General features: G+C 71.1%; 15 protein-coding genes. 6 read left to right on the plus strand and 9 right to left on the minus strand.

Annotation, left to right across the window (positions count from 1 at the left end):
* Nucleotides 1-29: 29 nt before the first annotated feature.
* The gene (groL, locus tag IE185_RS16640; RefSeq protein WP_138896887.1) at nt 30-1,655 is read left to right on the plus strand and encodes a chaperonin GroEL; all 1,626 of its coding nucleotides are present in this window, start codon (nt 30-32) and stop codon (nt 1,653-1,655) included.
* A 113-nt stretch (nt 1,656-1,768) separates the two neighbouring features.
* Here the strand turns inward: groL and IE185_RS16645 are convergent, their stop codons facing one another.
* The 6 genes from IE185_RS16645 to IE185_RS16670 form a co-directional block, all read right to left on the minus strand.
* The gene (locus IE185_RS16645; RefSeq protein ID WP_138896886.1) at nt 1,769-2,464 is read right to left on the minus strand and encodes an ester cyclase; all 696 of its coding nucleotides are present in this window, start codon (nt 2,462-2,464) and stop codon (nt 1,769-1,771) included.
* Between the two features lie 60 nt (nt 2,465-2,524).
* Complete coding sequence (locus IE185_RS16650) at nt 2,525-3,553, minus strand: hydroxyacid dehydrogenase (protein WP_138896885.1); 1,029 nt, start codon at nt 3,551-3,553, stop codon at nt 2,525-2,527.
* 57 nt (nt 3,554-3,610) lie between these two features.
* Complete coding sequence (locus IE185_RS16655) at nt 3,611-4,546, minus strand: carbohydrate ABC transporter permease (RefSeq protein ID WP_138896884.1); 936 nt, start codon at nt 4,544-4,546, stop codon at nt 3,611-3,613.
* Nucleotides 4,543-5,439 carry a carbohydrate ABC transporter permease gene (locus IE185_RS16660; protein WP_138896883.1) on the minus strand — a complete coding sequence of 299 codons (897 nt, stop codon included), beginning with the start codon at nt 5,437-5,439 and terminating at the stop codon, nt 4,543-4,545. Before IE185_RS16660 ends, IE185_RS16655 begins: the two co-directional genes overlap by 4 nt.
* Before the next feature lie 7 nt (nt 5,440-5,446).
* The gene (locus tag IE185_RS16665; protein WP_138896882.1) at nt 5,447-6,778 is read right to left on the minus strand and encodes an ABC transporter substrate-binding protein; all 1,332 of its coding nucleotides are present in this window, start codon (nt 6,776-6,778) and stop codon (nt 5,447-5,449) included.
* 99 nt (nt 6,779-6,877) lie between these two features.
* A complete protein-coding gene (locus tag IE185_RS16670) occupies nt 6,878-7,978 on the minus strand; it encodes a substrate-binding domain-containing protein (RefSeq protein ID WP_138896881.1) in 1,101 nt (366 codons plus the stop codon).
* 152 nt (nt 7,979-8,130) lie between these two features.
* Here IE185_RS16670 and IE185_RS16675 point away from each other — a divergent pair, with 152 nt between their 5' ends.
* Nucleotides 8,131-9,921, plus strand: coding sequence for a DUF2264 domain-containing protein (locus IE185_RS16675; protein WP_189715411.1), 1,791 nt, complete (start codon nt 8,131-8,133; stop codon nt 9,919-9,921).
* On the opposite strand, the gene IE185_RS16680 is transcribed toward IE185_RS16675, so the two are convergent.
* Both IE185_RS16680 and IE185_RS16685 read right to left on the minus strand, forming a co-directional pair.
* The gene (locus tag IE185_RS16680; protein WP_138896195.1) at nt 9,915-10,688 is read right to left on the minus strand and encodes an SDR family NAD(P)-dependent oxidoreductase; all 774 of its coding nucleotides are present in this window, start codon (nt 10,686-10,688) and stop codon (nt 9,915-9,917) included. The two genes, IE185_RS16675 and IE185_RS16680, sit on opposite strands and share 7 nt — an antisense overlap.
* Nucleotides 10,689-10,698: 10 nt before the next feature.
* The gene (locus IE185_RS16685; protein ID WP_138896196.1) at nt 10,699-11,406 is read right to left on the minus strand and encodes an MOSC domain-containing protein; all 708 of its coding nucleotides are present in this window, start codon (nt 11,404-11,406) and stop codon (nt 10,699-10,701) included.
* A gap of 80 nt (nt 11,407-11,486) precedes the next feature.
* Here IE185_RS16685 and IE185_RS16690 point away from each other — a divergent pair, with 80 nt between their 5' ends.
* Complete coding sequence (locus tag IE185_RS16690; protein WP_138896197.1) at nt 11,487-12,383, plus strand: LysR family transcriptional regulator; 897 nt, start codon at nt 11,487-11,489, stop codon at nt 12,381-12,383.
* Nucleotides 12,384-12,481: 98 nt separating this feature from the next.
* On the opposite strand, the gene IE185_RS16695 is transcribed toward IE185_RS16690, so the two are convergent.
* Nucleotides 12,482-12,808: a WhiB family transcriptional regulator gene (locus IE185_RS16695; RefSeq protein ID WP_138896198.1), complete on the minus strand. Its 327-nt coding sequence runs from the start codon at nt 12,806-12,808 to the stop codon at nt 12,482-12,484.
* A gap of 389 nt (nt 12,809-13,197) precedes the next feature.
* On the opposite strand from IE185_RS16695, the gene IE185_RS16700 reads away from it, so the two are divergent.
* The 3 genes from IE185_RS16700 (at nt 13,198) to guaB (ending at nt 16,276) form a co-directional block, all read left to right on the plus strand.
* Nucleotides 13,198-13,809 (plus strand): response regulator transcription factor, encoded by a 612-nt coding sequence (locus tag IE185_RS16700; RefSeq protein ID WP_003948568.1) that lies wholly within the window; start codon nt 13,198-13,200, stop codon nt 13,807-13,809.
* Between the two features lie 251 nt (nt 13,810-14,060).
* A complete protein-coding gene (locus IE185_RS16705) occupies nt 14,061-14,636 on the plus strand; it encodes a sigma-70 family RNA polymerase sigma factor (protein ID WP_138896199.1) in 576 nt (191 codons plus the stop codon).
* A gap of 137 nt (nt 14,637-14,773) precedes the next feature.
* On the plus strand, nt 14,774-16,276 hold the full coding sequence (guaB, locus tag IE185_RS16710) for an IMP dehydrogenase (protein ID WP_138896200.1): 1,503 nt from the start codon (nt 14,774-14,776) through the stop codon (nt 16,274-16,276).
* Nucleotides 16,277-16,330: the final 54 nt, after the last annotated feature.

The raw sequence follows: 16,330 nt of genomic DNA on the forward strand, positions 1-16,330 counted from the left end.
CATTTCGTTTGAGAGGACAGAGAAGCTCCATGGCGAAGATTCTGAAGTTCGACGAGGACGCCCGTCGTGCCCTCGAGCGCGGCGTCAACAAGCTTGCCGACACGGTGAAGGTGACGATCGGCCCCAAGGGCCGCAACGTCGTCATCGACAAGAAGTTCGGCGCCCCCACCATCACCAACGACGGTGTCACGATCGCGCGTGAGGTCGAGCTCGACGACCCGTACGAGAACCTCGGCGCCCAGCTCGTGAAGGAGGTGGCGACCAAGACCAACGACATCGCGGGTGACGGCACCACCACCGCCACCGTGCTGGCCCAGGCGCTCGTCCGCGAGGGCCTGCGCAACGTCGCCGCCGGTGCATCCCCGGCCGCCCTGAAGAAGGGCATCGACGCCGCGGTCAAGGCGATCTCCGAGGACCTCCTCGCGAACGCCCGCCCGATCGAGGACAAGTCCGACATCGCCGCCGTGGCCGGGCTCTCCGCCCAGGACTCGCAGGTCGGCGAGCTCATCGCCGAGGCGATGGACAAGGTCGGCAAGGACGGTGTCATCACCGTCGAGGAGTCCAACACCTTCGGCCTGGAGCTCGACTTCACCGAGGGCATGGCCTTCGACAAGGGCTACCTGTCGCCGTACATGGTGACCGACCAGGAGCGTATGGAGGCCGTCCTCGACGACCCGTACATCCTGATCCACCAGGGCAAGATCGGCTCGATCCAGGACATGCTGCCGCTGCTGGAGAAGGTCATCCAGGCCGGCGCCTCCAAGCCGCTGCTGATCATCGCCGAGGACGTCGAGGGCGAGGCCCTGTCGACCCTGGTCGTCAACAAGATCCGTGGCACCTTCAACGCCGTCGCGGTGAAGGCCCCCGGCTTCGGTGACCGCCGCAAGGCCATGCTCGGCGACATCGCCACCCTCACCGGTGCGACCGTCATCGCCGAAGAGGTCGGCCTCAAGCTCGACCAGGCAGGTCTCGACGTGCTGGGCACCGCCCGCCGCGTGACCGTCACCAAGGACGACACGACGATCGTCGACGGCGGCGGCAACGGCGACGAGGTCGTCGGCCGCGTCAACCAGATCAAGGCCGAGATCGAGTCCACGGACTCCGACTGGGACCGCGAGAAGCTCCAGGAGCGCCTCGCGAAGCTGGCCGGCGGCGTGTGCGTGATCAAGGTCGGCGCCGCCACCGAGGTGGAGCTGAAGGAGAAGAAGCACCGTCTGGAGGACGCCATCTCCGCGACCCGCGCCGCGGTCGAGGAGGGCATCGTCTCCGGTGGTGGCTCCGCTCTGGTCCACGCCGCCAAGGTGCTGGAGGGCGGCCTGGGCAAGACCGGCGACGAGGCCACCGGTGTCGCGGTCGTCCGCCGCGCCGTCGTCGAGCCGCTGCGCTGGATCGCCGAGAACGCCGGCCTTGAGGGCTACGTCATCACCGCCAAGGTGAGCGAGCTCGACAAGGGCCACGGCTTCAACGCCGCCACCGGCGAGTACGGCGACCTGGTCAAGGCCGGCGTCATCGACCCGGTCAAGGTCACCCGCTCCGCGCTGGAGAACGCCGCGTCCATCGCGTCGCTGCTGCTCACGACCGAGACCCTGGTCGTCGAGAAGCCGGCCGAGGACGAGGCGGACGCCGGTCACGGCGGTCACGGCCACAGCCACTGAGGCCCCTGACGTCGTACGACGTGTGAGGCCCCCGTTCCCACCGCTCGGCGGTGGGGGCGGGGGCCTTTCGCGTACGGGCGCGTGGGACGCGCGGGGACCGGCGGGTGCGCGGCTCAGCCGAGCGCGCCGAGCTGCCGCATCAGGCCCAGGGCGTCCATGTGCCACCAGCCCTCCACGATCTTCCCGTCGTGGAAGCGGAAGACCGTCGTGCCGGTCATGACGCACTGCTTGCCGGTGGGCGCCATGCCCATGAAGTCGCCCTTGTGCGTGCCGGTCCACGTCCACAGCGTGCAGACGTCGTCGCCCTCGGACATCTGCCGGTCGAGGTCGAAGCGGAAGTCGAAGGCCGCGCGCCAGCCGGTCACGTCGCTGCGGATGACGTCGGCGCCGACGGTGCTCTCCTCCTCCTTGAAGATGTCGTGGTCCCGGTAGTCGGACGCGAACAGCTCGTCGATGGTGTCGAGGTTGCCTCCGACCGCGACCTCGTGGAAGAACCGGCGGGCGGCCGTCGCGTTCAGCTGCTCGTCACGGACCACGTCGAGGTCGGTGAAGGACGGCATCCCGTCGCACAGCTCCACCATCTCCCGGAAGATCCGGTCGGTCTCGGGCAGCTGCGAGTTCTTCATCGCCTCCTCGTGCGAGGGGAATTCGACGATCTCGACGTAGTGGTTCGCCCGGGCCCGGTCCTTGCCGATGATGTTGTGCGTGGCGGTCCGCTTGCCCTTGGTCTGCTCGACCCACCGGTCCATGAGCTGGTTCATGTCGTCGGAGCGCTCGGTCTTGTAATCGATGATCTGTACGAATTTCATGACGCCTCCCGACCCTCGTGAGATAGGTCCAGTCTAGTGATGTGACCGGTTTGTGGGTCTTCAGGCCGAATGATGCAAGGAGGCGGGCCGGACCGGGTCGGCGAAGGGCCGGCCGGCGGCGTAACGCTCCAGCTCGTCAAGGGACTGGTCCGCCATGCGGTGCAGCTCGTCGCCGAGCGATCCCGCGATGTGGGGGGTCAGCAGGACGTTCGGGAGGTCGTACAGCGGTGAGTCCGGTGGCGGCAGTTCCGGGTGTGTCACGTCGAGTACGGCGTGCAGGCGGCCGGAGGCGAGCTCCGGGAGCAGCGCGGCCTCGTCGACCAGGGAGCCGCGGGCGGTGTTGATCAGGGTCGCGCCGGCCGGCATCGCGGCCAGCTGCCGCGCACCGATCATGTGGCGGGTTGCCGGGAGCTGCGGGGCGTGGATGGAGACGACCGAGCTGCGGGCGCACAGGTCGTCGAGGGGCGCGAGCTCGACGCCGAGGGCGGCGGCTTCGCGCGGGGCGACGTACGGGTCGTACAGCAGGACGTCCAGGTCGAAGGGGTGGAGCAGCTCGACGACCCGGCGGCCGATGCGCGAGGCGCCGACGATCCCCACGGTGCGGCGGTGATTCCCGGCGCCGTGCAGTTCCTCGCGCCAGTCGTGGTCGGCGCGCAGGGCGCGGTAGCGGGCGGCGGCGTGCAGGACGCGTTTGCCGGCGAAGAGGATCGCGGCGAGCGTGTACTCGGCCACGGGCAGGGCGTTGGCGGCCGCCGCCGAGGTCACGGCGATGCCGCGGTCCCAGCACGCCTGGGTGACGTGGTGCTTGACGGAGCCCGCCGCGTGGACGACGGCGCGCAGGTTCGGCGCGGTGTCGAGGACCTCGGCGGTGAGCGGGGTGGCGCCCCAGCAGGTGAGGAGGACCTCGGCCTCGGCGAGGGCGGCGGCGACCTGCGGGTCGGGGGCGGCGAGGTCGTGCGCCACCAGGTACGGGTCGGTGCGCGCGAGCGCGGCAAGCCGGGTCCGGTGGCGGTCGGTGAACAGGCGCTGCGCGATGCCGGGGCCCATGGCGAGAAGCAGGGACGGCTGATTGTCAGTGGCGTGGTGCATGGTGGGACTCGGGCTCCTCTTCGGTCGCTTGACGGTCGCTCGGCGTGCGTCGCTCGGTCACTTGACGCTTCCGGCGGTGAGCCCGGCCTTCCAGTGCCGCTGGAGGGAGACGAAGGCGACGATCAGGGGGACGACGGCGAGGAGCGAGCCGGTGACGACCATGGGGTAGAACTCCGGCTCGCCGTGGGCGTTGCTGTTCCACACGTACAGGCCGAGGCTCAGCGGGAAGAGCTGCTGGTCCGAGAGCATCACCAGGGGGAGGAAGAAGTTGTTCCAGATCGCGGTGAACTGGAAGAGGAACACGGTCACGAAGCCCGGCATGATCATGCGCATACCGATGGACCAGAAGGTGCGCAGCTCGCCGGCCCCGTCGATACGGGCGGCTTCGAGGGCCTCGTCGGGGATGTAGCCGGCGCTGAAGACCCGGGCGAGGTAGACGCCGAAGGGGTGGACCAGCACGGGCAGGAGCACGGCCCAGTAGGTGTTGACGATGCCCACTTCGCTGGCGAGCAGGTACATGGGCAGCGCGAGCGCGGTGGTCGGCACCAGCACCCCGAGCAGGACGACGCCGAACAGCTTCTCCTTGCCCCGGAAGCGGTACTTGTCGAAGGCGTACCCCGCGGCGACGCTGATCAGCGAGCTGACCGCGGCGCCGCCGCCCGCGTACAGCAGGCTGTTGAGGTACCAGCGGAAGTAGACGCCGTCGCCGTACGTCGCCAGGGCGGAGAGGTTCGCGCCGAGGTTGAAGTCCTCGAAGGAGAAGGCGTTCCCGGCGAGCAGGCCGCCGGTGTCCTTGGTGGCGGCGGTGACCAGCCAGACGAGGGGGAGCAGCATGTAGAGCGTGGCGAGGACGAGGGCGCCGTTGACCGCTGTCCTGGACAGCCAGGGGCGGGGGCCGGTGCTCGTGGTGCTGCCGGTGCTCGTGCCTCCTGCGCTGCTCGTGGTTCCTCCGGTGCGCGTGGTTCTTCCGGTGATCGTGGCCGGAGTGCTCATGCCTTCCTCCCCTTCCGGCCGGTGAAGCGGGTGACCGCGAAGGACAGCAGCGCGGCGGTGAGCGCGAGGAGCACGGAGGCGGCTGCCGCGAGCCCGTAGTCGCCCCGGTCGAAGGCCGCGGTGTACGCGTACATGTTCGGCGTCCAGGTGGAGGTGACGGAGGATCCGGTGCCCTTGTTGATGATCAGCGGCTCGGTGAACAGCTGGAGCGAGCCGATGACCGTGAACAGCGCGACCATCACGACCGAGGCGCGGATCAGCGGCACCTTGATGCTGAACGCGGTGCGCCAGGCGCCCGCCCCGTCCACCGTGGCCGCTTCGAGCACGGAGCGGTCGACGGCCTGGAGGGCGGCGTAGAAGATCACCATGTTGTAGCCGAGCCATTCCCACAGGGCGATGTTGATGACGGAGGGCAGGGCGCCCTCGGGTGCGAAGAAGTCGAAGCCGACGCCGCCGGCCTCCATGGCGTCGACGACCGGGCTGAGCTGGGGCGTGTAGAGGTACACCCAGATCAGCGCCGCGATGATGCCCGGGACGGCATGCGGCAGGAACAGCGCGAGCTGGAAGAAGCGGCGTGCGCGGGCGAGCGTGGAGTCGAGGAGCAGGGCGAGCGCGAGGGCTCCGCCGATCATCAGCGGGATGTAGAGGACGCAGTATCCGAGGAGTACGACGAAGCCCTCGCGGAAGGCCGGGTCACCCAGCGCCGCCGTGTAGTTGGCGAGGCCGCTGAAGACGGTCCGCGTTCCCCCGAAGCCCAGTCCCGACTGCTTCTCGGTGAAGAGGCTCAGCCAGACCGCGTATCCGACCGGCACCACCATCACCAGGGTGAAGAGGACGAAGAACGGGGTCAGCAGGACGCCGGCGGCGGCATGGGTGCGGGTGCGGGCCTTCACGTGCTTCTCAGCCCTCCACCTTCAGGCCGCGCTTCTTCAGCTCGGAGACGGTCGCCTCGTGCCCGGCCTTCACCGCGTCCGCGAGGGTCGCGCCGCCGTCGGACACCTTGCCGAACCGGTCCTTCATGACGGTGTTGGTGGTGCCGGTGCTCGGGCCCCACGCCCAGCCGGGCGTAATGGACGCGCCGGCGTTCTCGAAGACCTGGTAGATGTCCTGGCCGCCGAAGTACCCCGCGTCGAAGGCGGCCTTGGCCGCCGGGCGCAGCTCGGCCGCGGCCGGGAAGGCGCTCGACGTGCCGGAGGCGATCCGCGCCTCGACGCCGTCCTCGGTGGTCGTCATCCACGTCGCGAACTCGACGGCGGCCTCGGTCTTCCCGCTGTCCTTGGTCACGGCGAAGGTGGAGCCGCCCAGCATGCCACTGGCCGGCTTGCCGTCCCAGGACGGCATCGGGGCGACGGCCCACTTGCCGCTCTGCTCCGGCAGGGTGCCCGTCAGGACGCCGGCGCCCCAGGAGGCGCCGAGGTAGCCGATGGTGCCGCCGCTCTTGAGGGAGTTGGTCCACTCGGGGCTGAAGGAGGCGTTGTTGTGGACGAGGCCTTCGTCGAGGAGCCCCTGCCAGTACGCCGAGACCTTCGTCGTCGCGGGGTCGGTCGTGTCGACCTTCCAGGTGTCGCCCTCGGTCTTGAACCACCGCGCCCCGGCCTGCCAGGCCATCGCCTGGAACGTGGACGGGTCGTCGGGGAAGAAGGTGCCGATGCGGGCCTTCTTGTCGGCCTTCTTGACCTTCTCGGCGGCCTCGCGGAACTCGTCCCACGTCCTGGGGACTTCGACGCCGTACTTCTTGAACAGGTCCTTGCGGTAGTAGAAGGCCTGCGGCGAGGCATCGAAGGGGACGGCCCAGTTCTTGCCGCCGAGGGTCGTCAGCTCGACCGCCTGCGGCAGGAACTTCTTTTTCACGTCATCGGTGAGGTGGCCGCTGATGTCCTGGACCGAGCCCTGGCTGACGAACTCGGGGAGCATCGGGTACTCGATGGAGACCAGGTCGGGGGCGTTGCCGGCCTTCACGGCGTTGGAGATCTTGGCGTAGCCGCCGGCGTTGCCCGAGGGGATCTCCTCGTACTTCACCCGGATGTTCTTCTGCGAGGCGTTGAAGGCGTCGACCACCTCCTTCGAGCCCTTGGCCCAGCCCCAGAAGGTGATCGAGACGGGCTTGCCGTCACTTCCGGGGGCGGCTGACTTCTTGTCCTCCGTACCGCTGCCGCCGCAGGCCGTGAGAACGGCGAGTGCGGTGGCGGCGCCGACTATGACATGGGACGTTCTGTTCCAACTGAGGCTCACGGCACGGCTCCTGAACGGGCGGCGACATTGCGTTGGCCGTGAGTTTTGAGCCAGCGGTGAGCGAAGTCAAGAGCGAAAGTTCGATTGATCGAAAAAAGATCAGACCGCCGCCGCGCCGCAGGACGCCCGCACGCGCAGCTGAGGAAGCAGCGCCAGGTGCCGCCGCGGCTCCGGCCCGTCCCCGCCCCGCGCCTGCCCGAGCCGCTCCAGAAGCAGCCCGGCCGCCTGCCGCCCCACCTCGCGCTTGGGCGGCGCCACCGCCGTGAGCGGGGTGTCCGCCAGCGCCGCCACCTCGTCGTCGTACGCGACGAGCGCCAGGTCCCGCGGCACCCGCACCCCCAGCTCCGCGAGCCGCTGCGCCACCTGGATCGCGTCCACGTCGTTGTGGACCAGCGCGGCCGTCGCCGCCCCGGAGGCGACGGCCGCGCGCAGGGCCTGCACCGCCGCCTCGAAGCGGTCCGGACTCACCTCCGCCGGTACGGAGTCGATCACCTCCCGCGGCGCCCGCAGCCCCAGCACGCCGAGCGCCTGCGCGTACCCCGAGCGCACCGCCAGAGCCGTCGGGGAGTCGTCGCGGGCCATCAGCAGCGGTGCCCCGTGCCCCAGCTCCCTCAGATGGCGCACGGCCAGCAGTACTCCGTGCCGGTGGTCCGAGCAGACCCGGTCGATGCCGTCCAGCGCCGAGCCCGCCGGGGGCCGCCGCTCCAGCAGCACGGTGGGCACGGGCAGCGAGGCGATCCAGTCGCCGTACGCCGCCGGGTCGCCCGGCCGCCGCCACCCCGGTGCCACCAGCAGCCCCTCGGCGCCCGCCGCCAGCAGGCCCTCGGTGCGCGCCTGGTCCTCCTCGGGGCGGTAGTCCGAGATCCGCAGGACCAGCCGGGCCCCGGCCCGCGCGGCGGCCTCGTGCGCGCCCCGGACGACCTCGGCGAAGTAGTACGTCGCGGAGGGGGCCAGCATGCCGAGCACCACACCGCCGGAGCCCCCGGCCGGCGCGGCGGCCGGGCCGCCACGCTCCCGGGGCCACGACACCGAGCCGTGGACCCGGTCGAGCAGCCCCCGCCCCGCCAGTTCCTCCACGTCCCGGCGCACCGTGACGGGCGAGACGCCCAGCAGGCCGGCGAGGTCGGAGACCCGGGCCGAGCCCCGTTCCCGTACCAGGCCCAGCAGTCGGTCGTGACGTTCAGCAGCACTCTCGCGCACGGCGGCGGTCCCCTCGCGGTGTGTGGCACGGCGTTCAGTGAAGCAGTGCGATCGAACGATAGAAGTTTCGATCATCCAACCGCAATCCATTGACGTTCGATCAGCCCGGGTCCTAGATTCCGGGACGCACAGACAGCACCCAGGGGAGCATCATGCCGTTCGGGAACCGCGACGACTGGGCGGCGACCGCCGACCAGCTCCTGCTGGCCGTACGCCCCTACGCGACCCCGCGCCGCGCCCTGATCAACCTGCCCGGCTCCCGCCCCAGTCGCTCCGGTCCGCGCTCCGACGGCCTCGAAGGCTTCGCCCGTACGTTCCTGCTCGCCGCCCTGCGGGTAGCGGGCGCGGGCGGCCACGACCCGCTGGGCCACCTCGCCCGCTACGCGGAAGGGCTCGCCGCCGGCACCGAGAACCCGGTCCCCGACCGCGAGTTGACCACCGAAGCGCCCGAGTCATGGCCGCTGATGGCCGACGTGCGCCAGGCCGTCGTCGAATCCGCCTCCCTCGCCCTCGCCCTGCGCCTCACCCGCCCCTGGCTGTGGGACACCCTCGACGAACGCACCCGCGCCCGCGCCGTCGACTGGCTGCTGCCCGCCCTCGGCCCGTCCCCCGTCGACAACAACTGGTGGCTCTTCGGCCTCACCGTCGCCGGATTCCTCCAGGACGCCGGCATCGAGACGGACCGCGCCCGGGCCACGATCGACCGCTCCCTCGCCCGCGTCGAGGAATGGCACCTGGGCGACGGCTGGTACAGCGACGGCCCGAACCGCGCCTTCGACCACTACAACCCCTGGGCCCTGCACTTCTATCCGGTCCTGCACGCCCACCTCGCCGGCGACCGGGACCTCCTCGACCGCTACGGCCCCCGCCTGCACGCCCAACTCGAAGCCCACACCCGGATGTTCGACGCCAACGGCGCCCCCATGCCGTACGGCCGCTCCCTCACCTACCGCTTCGCCGCCGCGGCCGCCCCCTGGCTCGGCGCGCTCACCGGCCACACCCCGCTCACCCCCGGCGCCACCCGCCGCCTGGCCACCGGCACCCTGCGGTACTTCCTCGACCGCGGCGCCGTCGACGACCGGGGGCTGCTGACGCCGGGCTGGCACGGCCCGTACGCCCCGGTCCTCCAGAGCTACTCGGGCCCCGCCTCCCCCTACTGGGCGTCCAAGGGCTTCCTCGGCCTGCTGCTCCCCGCCGGCCACCCGGTCTGGACGGACCCCGAAGAGCCGCTGCCGGTGGAGAGGGGCGACGCCGTCACCACCCTCGGCCCGCCCAACCTGCTGATCCAGTCCACGGTGGCCGACGGTCTCGTACGCCTGCACAACCACGGCAGCAACCACGTCGGCCCGGACGACGACCCCGGCTACGCCCGCTTCGCCTACTCCACCCGCACCGGACCCACCCACGACAGCGCCGACAACCACTTCGCGCTGCTCATCGACGGCGCCTGGACCCGGCGCGGCCCCGCCCGGCCGCTGGACAACGGCCCCGGCCGGGCCGCCTCCGCGCACACGCCCGCGCCCGGCGTCCGCGTGGTGTCCGCCACCGCCGCCCACGGCCGCGCCGAACTGCGCGCCCACCTCGTCACCGGCGCGCCCGAGGGCACGCCCGTACGCCAGACCGGCTGGGCCACCGACGCCGAGCCGGCCGACCCGCTCCACCCGGCCGAGGGCCGGCTGACCGCCCAACTGCACCCGGTCCACGGCTACACCGGCGCGCACGACGCGCCGACCGGCTCGACCCTGGCCGCGCCCCGCACCCGTACCGCCGCGCTCGACGGACACACCACGGCGGGCGACTCGCTCTTCGTCGCCCTCGCCTCGCTGACCGCCGAACCCGGCCCGGCGCCGGTCGCCACGCTCGCCGACGTCCGGGTCACCGGCCGCACCGTGCACGTCACCTGGGCGGACGGCCCGGCCACCCGGCTGTCCCTGGACTACTGAGGCCCGTACTTGCGGCCGGTCTTCGAGGAGATCCCTCCCAGCAGCCCGCGCGGCGCCAGCTTCACCGCGCCCATCAGCGCCTTGTACCGGGGGTCCGGCACCGACACCGTCTTCCCGCGCGCCAGGTCGCCCATCGCCGCGGCCACCAGCTTGTCCGCGTCGAGCCACATCCAGCCCGGGATGTTGTCCGTCCCCATCCCGGCCCGCTCGTGGAACTCCGTCCGCACGAAGCCCGGGCACAGCGCCATCAGCCGCACTCCGCTCCCCGCCAGGTCCCGCGCCGCGCCCTGCGTGAACTGCACGACCCACGCCTTCGAGGCGCCGTACGTCCCGCGCGGCACGAAGGCCGCGACCGACGCGACGTTGACGACGCCGCCGCGCCCCCGCTCCTTCATCCCCGCCGTGGCGGCGGCCGTCAGCCGCAGGACCGCCTCGCAGTGCACCTTCAGCATGGTCAGCTCGTCGGCCATGGACACTTCGAGGAAGCGCCCCTTGTTGCCGAAGCCGGCGTTGTTGACCAGCAGATCCACCGGATGCCTGCGGTCCGCGAGCCGCGCCTCGACCGACGCGATGCCGGCCTCCGTCGACAGGTCGGCGGTCAGCACCTCCGCCTCGATGCCGTGCAGGTCGTGCAGCTCTGTCGCCTGCTCCTGGAGCCGCTTGGTGTCGCGGGCCACCAGCACCAGGTTGTGCCCGTCGGTGGCGAGGCGCCGGGCGAAGGCGGCGCCGATGCCCGCTGTCGCTCCTGTAATCAGTGCAGTCGTCATGCGGGGCACGTTAGTGCCCCGCGGATCCCGGGCGCCCGCCAGGCTTCGCGGCCGATGACTGTCGGGTGACGTACTTGCGCGCGGCCGCCAGCGCCTCCGGGTGCAGCGCGTCACCGGCCGCGAGAACCCGCGGCAGCAGCTCGCGCTCCGTCGTCTCCGACCGGAACTGCACGTTCACCGTCACGTCGTGGGAGGGGCGGTGCACGATCTCGACCGCGTCGCCCGCCCGTATCTCACCGGGCTCGATCACCCGCAGGTACGCCCCGGGCGCGGCCCGCCGCGTGAAGCGCCGGACCCAGCCCTTCTCACCGAGGGAGTCCGCGAACGTACGGCAGGGAATGCGGCCGCACGTCACCTCCAGGACCAAGTCGGCCCCGATCCGCCAGCGTTCACCGATCAGCGCGCCGTTCACGTCGAGGCCGAGGGTGGTGAGGTTCTCCCCGAACGCCCCGTTGGCCAGCGTGCGTCCGAGCTCGCGCTCCCAGCCGTCGAGGTCCTCGCGGGCGAAGGCGTACACCGCCTGGTCGTCCCCTCCGTGATGGCGCGTGTCGCACACCGCGTCCCCCACGAGACCGCTCGCGCCGACCCCCTTGGGACCGGGCGCCACCACCCGTACGGGCCCGTCGGCCGGACGCTTGTGGATGCCGGTCGTGCCGCTCGGGGCGTCGGTCCAGCCGACCGCCTCGGCGCGGCCCAGATTCACGGTCAAAAGCTTCATGGCCGAACGCTAACCGGCCGTGAATCAAAGTCGCTCGCCATTATTCCGCATCACATCCAAGCGTCGCTTATGCTCGGAGTGTGATCGAAGCCCGTCATCTCCGCGTCCTGCGCGCAGTCGCCGCCACCGGCTCCTTCTCCGCCGCCGCGCGCGAACTCGGCTGCACCCAGCCCGCCGTCAGTCAGCAGATGAAGGCCCTCGAACAGTCCGCGGGCACTCCCCTCCTCATCCGTACCGGCCGCGAGATGCGCCTCACGCAGGCGGGCGAGGTCCTCGTCCGGCACGCCGCAGGCATCCTCGCCGGGCTGACCGCCGCCGAGGAGGAGGTCGCCGCCATCGCGGGGCTGCGCGCCGGCCGCGTCCGGCTGGTGTCGTTCCCCAGCGGCAGCTCCACCCTCGTCCCCACCGCGCTGGCCGCCCTCCGCGCCGCCCACCCCGGCACCCGGGTCTCCCTGGTCGACGCGGAGCCCCCGCGCTCGGTCGAGATGCTGCGCGAGGGCGACTGCGACGTGGCGCTCGCCTTCCGGTACGGGCCGGGCGGGGCCGCCGAGGACTGGGACGACCTGGTCGTACGCCCGCTGCTGACCGATCGCCTCGTCGGCCTGGTCCCCGAGGGGCACCGGCTCGCGGACGCCGGTCAGGTCGGCATCGGAGAACTCGCCGACGAACCGTGGATCGCCGGCTGCCCGCGCTGCCGCAGGCAGTTGGTGGAGGTGTGCGAGAGCGCGGGCTTCACGCCCCGCATCGACTTCGCGACCGACGACTATCCCGCCGTGATCGGCCTGGTCGGCGCCGGGATGGGGGTGGCGGTCCTGCCCGAGCTGGCGATGGAGTCGGTACGCCCGAAGGGTGCGCGCACCGTGGCGGTGGAGCCCGCCGTGCGGCGCGAGATCGTGGCGCTCACGCTCCCGGACCTCGCGCAGGTGCCGGCGGTCGCGGCCACGCTCGACCAGCTGGCACTGGCCGCGGCTCGCTGAGCGGCGGGGCGTTGCGCGGAGGGGCCGTGCGCCGTGTGAGGCAGGCCCTCCGGGTGACATGGACCCGCCCTGTGATGCAGAAACGTTCCTTCAGAGGTTCAGGGGTCAGGCGTCCCGGCGGGCCCCGACGACGCCGCGATGAGGCGGGTGCGGGCGCGGCCCATCAGCTCCTCGCGCTCGTCCTCGGTCAGGCCGCCCCACACGCCGTAGGGCTCACGCACCGCCAGGGCGTGCGCCGCGCACTCGGCGCGTACCGGGCACCTCATGCAGACCTCCTTAGCCGAGTTCTCACGCGCACTTCGCGCCGCGCCCCGCTCTCCCTCCGGATGAAAGAAGAGCGAGCTGTCCACCCCGCGGCACGCCGCGAGCAGCTGCCAGTCCCACAGGTCGGCATTGGGTCCGGGAAGGCGGGAGAAATCTGCCATTGCTTGTCCCCTTGCGTCGATGCATCGAGAGCGTCTGGACCGTGAGGCGGCGTCTACTTGTGGAAGTAGATGTAAATATGACTCATTGCGAATCTAGCCACAGACACCAGCAAAACGGAAGAAAAGCCGCTAAATGGGGCATACCTTTACTTACTTGGCATGGCGACCCTCGATGCGCTTCTGTGCGACCAGGCCCTCACGTAGAGTGCCGATGGCGCCCGTCCGACCCGTAACTCTTTCGAGTGACCGTCGTTGAGAGTGCGAGGCGGTTGAAAGTACAAGCGATCGGGCAAGTGTCCGAGAGCGTCAATCGCACAGGTGACGAAATATGTACCAGCCTGGAGGCTCAAGGTGACGCGCAGCAGCTGTGAGAGCCGCGGAGGACAGTCATGACATCGGTCCTCGTCTGCGACGACTCCCCGCTTGCCCGAGAGGCGCTCCGCCGCGCGGTCGCGACCGTGCCCGGTGTCGAGCGCGTGACGACGGCGGCCAACGGCGAGGAAGTCCTCCGCCGCTGGGGTGCCGACCGCTCGGACCTGATTCTGATGGACGTACGCATGCCCGGCCTGGGCGGCGTCGAGACCGTGCGCCGGCTGCTCTCCGCGGACCCCGGCGCCCGGATCATCATGCTCACGGTCGCCGAGGACCTGGACGGCGTCGCGCTCGCGGTCGCCGCCGGCGCCCGCGGCTACCTGCACAAGGACGCCTCGCGCGCCGAACTGCGGGCGACCGTCACCCAGGCGCTCGCCGACCCGACCTGGCGGCTCGCCCCGCGCCGGCTCCGGTCCGCGGAGATGGGTGCGGCCCCGACGCTCACGGCGCGCGAGATCCAGGTGCTCGAAGGCATGAGCCACGGACGCTCCAACGCGGAGATCGGCCGGGAGCTCTTCCTCTCGGAGGACACGGTCAAGACACACGCCCGGCGGCTCTTCAAGAAACTCGGCGCCTCGGACCGGGCGCACGCGGTCGCGCTCGGGTTCCGCTGGGGCCTGGTCCGATAGGACCGGCCGGTGCGCTCCCGCGCGGGTGTCTCGATCCCCGTCCGCCCTCCGGCGGGCGGGGTGGCGGACGCCCGTGCCCCTTTCCGCCGCCGATGCCGCATCCTTGAGGGGTGGAGTTCCTCGGGGACGATTCGGTCGAGCGGGAGGGGAGGGCTCAGAGGATGAGTTCCGGCGTACCTGCTCATAACGCTTCGGTGCACAACTACGGGCGTGGTGCCGCGGATGCCTCGGCGCCAAGGCACCATGGACCGATGCGCGACGACGAGACGACGGTGATCGGTGCACTCGTCCGCCGTGCTGTCGAGGGCGACGAGCAGGCGACGCACGACCTGCTGGCCCGGGTCCACCCGCTGGCCCTGCGCTACTGCCGCACCCGGCTGAACCGGCTGCCCGGTGATGCCCGTCACTTCGTCGAGGACCTGGCGCAGGAGGTCTGCGTCGCGGTGCTGATGGCGCTGCCCCGCTACAAGGACACCGGCCGGCCCTTCGAGGCGTTCGTGTTCGCCATCGCCGCCCACAAGGTCGCCGACCTCCAGCGCGCCGCGATGCGCCACCCCGGATCGACCGCCGTGCCGTCCGACGAGATGCCGGAGCGGCCCGACGACTCGCTGGGCCCCGAGGAGCGGGCGCTGCTGAGCAGCGACGCCGAGTGGGCGAAGAAACTTCTGGCCAATCTTCCCCAGGCGCAGCGCGAGCTGCTCGTGCTGCGGGTCGCCGTCGGGCTGACCGCCGAGGAGACCGGCCAGATGCTGGGCATGTCGCCCGGTGCCGTGCGGGTCGCGCAGCACCGCGCGCTCAGCCGCCTGCGCGCCCTCGCCGGACAGTAGCCGCGCCGCACGGAGCCCCCGGTGTCCGTGTGAACGTACAAACTCGCCAGGTGATCTTGCTCGTGGAATGAGACACCCCGCTATCCCGTTAGCATGGACATCCGCGCCGAGCAAGACCATTTGGGAAGGTGTCAGGCATGACTGCCAACGTCGATGGAGTGCCCGAGAAGTTCGCGATGCTCGGGCTGACCTACGACGACGTGCTGCTGCTGCCCGGCGCGTCGGACATGGCGCCCGACCAGATCGACACCTCCTCGTACATCTCCAAGAACGTCCGGGTGAACGTCCCGCTGCTCTCCGCCGCGATGGACAAGGTCACCGAGTCGCGCATGGCCATCGCCATGGCCCGCCAGGGCGGCGTCGGCGTGCTGCACCGGAACCTCTCGATCGCCGACCAGGCGAACCAGGTCGACCTCGTCAAGCGCTCCGAGTCCGGCATGGTGACCGACCCGATCACCGTGCGCCCGGACACCACGCTCGGCGAGGCCGACGAGCTCTGCGCCAAGTTCCGCATCAGCGGCGTGCCGGTGACCGACCCGGCGGGCAAGCTGCTCGGCATCGTCACCAACCGCGACATGGCCTTCGAGACGGACCGCTCCCGCCAGGTCCGCGAGATCATGACGCCGATGCCGCTCGTCACGGGCAAGGTCGGCATCTCCCGCGTCGACGCGGTGCAGCTGCTGCGCCGCCACAAGATCGAGAAGCTTCCGCTGGTCGACGACGCGGGCATCCTCAAGGGCCTCATCACGGTCAAGGACTTCGTCAAGGCCGAGAAGTACCCGAACGCCGCCAAGGACGCCGAGGGCCGACTGCTCGTCGGCGCGGCCGTGGGTGTCGCCGGTGACGCGTACGACCGTGCCCAGGCGCTCATCGAGGCGGGTGTCGACTTCATCGTCGTCGACACCGCGCACGGACACTCGCGCCTGGTCGGCGACATGGTCGCCAAGATCAAGTCCAACTCCGCGGTCGACGTCATCGGCGGCAACGTCGCCACCCGCGACGGCGCCCAGGCGCTCATCGACGCCGGCTGCGACGGCATCAAGGTCGGCGTCGGCCCCGGCTCCATCTGCACGACCCGCGTCGTCGCCGGCATCGGCGTACCGCAGGTCACCGCGATCTACGAGGCCTCGCTCGCCGCGAAGGCGGCCGGCGTGCCGGTCATCGGCGACGGCGGCCTCCAGTACTCCGGCGACATCGCCAAGGCGATCGTGGCGGGCGCCGACACCGTGATGCTCGGCTCGCTGCTCGCGGGCTGCGAGGAGTCGCCCGGCGAGCTCCTCTTCATCAACGGCAAGCAGTTCAAGTCGTACCGCGGCATGGGCTCGCTCGGCGCCATGCAGTCCCGCGGCCAGGCCAGGTCGTACTCCAAGGACCGGTACTTCCAGGAGGGCGTCGGCGCCGACGACAAGCTCGTGCCCGAGGGCATCGAGGGCCAGGTGCCCTACCGGGGTCCGCTGTCCGCCGTCGTGCACCAGCTCGCGGGCGGCCTGCGTCAGTCGATGTTCTATGTCGGCGGCCGGACGATTCCGGAGCTTCAGCAGAACGGCCGGTTCGTACGGATCACCTCGGCGGGCCTCAAGGAGAGCCACCCGCACGACATCCAGATGACGGTCGAGGCGCCGAACTACAGCAGGAAGTAACCTCCCACGTACACGCTGAGGGGCGGCCCCGGAGATTCCCGGGGCCGCCCCTCG

It is taken from the genome of Streptomyces chryseus (assembly GCF_014650755.1).
Lineage (GTDB): Bacteria > Actinomycetota > Actinomycetes > Streptomycetales > Streptomycetaceae > Streptomyces > Streptomyces chryseus.